The organism is Pseudomonas sp. P5_B2 (assembly GCF_056400445.1).
Map to the genome: position 1 here is coordinate 1 of NZ_JBFULH010000862.1, position 1,455 is coordinate 1,455.

At 58.7% G+C, this 1,455-nt stretch carries 2 protein-coding genes; both read left to right on the forward strand.

Going from position 1 to position 1,455, the window contains the following annotated elements; all coding sequences use genetic code 11:
- On the forward strand, positions 1–425 hold a 425-nt coding region (locus AC1DRJ_RS27505), incomplete at its 5' end, for an ABC transporter permease subunit (RefSeq protein WP_477804924.1).
- Between the two features lie 4 nt (positions 426–429).
- Positions 430–1,419 carry a sulfate/molybdate ABC transporter ATP-binding protein gene (locus AC1DRJ_RS27510; protein ID WP_477804925.1) on the forward strand — a complete coding sequence of 330 codons (990 nt, stop codon included), beginning with the start codon at positions 430–432 and terminating at the stop codon, positions 1,417–1,419.
- Positions 1,420–1,455 lie beyond the last annotated feature (36 nt).

Below are 1,455 nucleotides of genomic sequence, written 5' to 3' on the forward strand. Positions count from 1 at the left end.
GGCCCGGCATCGTGCTGGCGACGATTTTCGTCACCGTGCCGTTCGTGGCGCGCGAGCTGATCCCGTTGATGCAGGAGCAGGGCACGCAAGAAGAAGAAGCCGCACGCCTGCTTGGCGCCAATGGCTGGCAAATGTTCTGGCACGTCACCGTTCCCAATATCAAATGGGGCCTGATCTACGGCGTGGTGTTGTGCACTGCGCGGGCGATGGGTGAGTTCGGTGCGGTGTCGGTGGTTTCCGGGCATATTCGCGGGGTGACCAACACCTTGCCGCTGCACGTCGAGATCCTCTACAACGAATACAACCACGTGGCCGCGTTCGCTGTAGCGAGCCTGTTGCTGATCCTGGCGCTCAACATCCTGCTGCTTAAGCAGTGGAGCGAAAACCGTATTAACCGCCTGCGCGCCAGCGCCGCGGAGGAATGATTTCATGTCGATCGAAGTGCGTAACGTCAGCAAGAATTTCAACGCGTTCAAGGCGCTTGACAACATCAGCCTGGACATTCAGAGCGGCGAACTCGTGGCACTGCTCGGCCCCTCGGGTTGCGGTAAAACCACGTTGTTGCGGATCATCGCCGGTCTGGAAACCCCGGACCACGGCAACATCGTGTTTCACGGCGAGGACGTCTCTGGCCATGATGTGCGGGATCGCAACGTTGGTTTTGTGTTCCAGCACTACGCGTTGTTCCGCCACATGACCGTGTTCGATAACGTCGCCTTCGGCTTGCGCATGAAGCCGAAAAACCAGCGTCCGAGCGAAAGCCGTATTGCGGAGAAAGTCCACGAATTACTGAACATGGTGCAACTGGACTGGCTGTCTGATCGCTACCCGGAACAACTCTCCGGCGGTCAGCGTCAGCGTATTGCCCTGGCTCGCGCCTTGGCGGTGGAACCGAAAGTCCTGCTGCTCGACGAACCCTTTGGCGCCCTCGATGCCAAGGTCCGTAAAGAACTGCGTCGTTGGCTGGCGCGGCTGCACGAGGACATCAACCTGACTTCCGTGTTCGTGACCCACGACCAGGAAGAAGCGATGGAAGTCGCCGACCGGATCGTGGTGATGAACAAGGGTGTGATCGAGCAGACCGGCTCACCGGGCGATGTTTACGAAAACCCGGCCAGCGATTTCGTTTATCACTTCCTCGGGGATTCCAACCGGCTGCATCTGGGGGAGGACAATCACGTGCTGTTCCGTCCGCACGAGGTGTCGCTGTCGCGGCATGAACTGGAAGATCACCACGCCGCGCAGGTGCGCGACATTCGTCCGCTGGGTGCCACGACTCGGGTGACGCTCAAAGTCGAAGGTCAGAGCGAATTGATCGAAGCGGAAGTGGTAAAGGACCATGACAGCCTGATCGGGCTGGCGAAGGGCGAAACACTGTTCTTTAAACCGAAGGTCTGGCAAAAACTCGCCAACATCTAAAGCAAAAGCTTCGCGAGCAAGCCCGCTCCCACATTT

Excerpts from the sequence above, each read along its gene's own strand:
- AC1DRJ_RS27510 (WP_477804925.1), top strand. The coding sequence starts at position 430 with ATGTCGATCGAAGTGCGTAACGTCAGCAAGAATTTCAACGCGTTCAAG.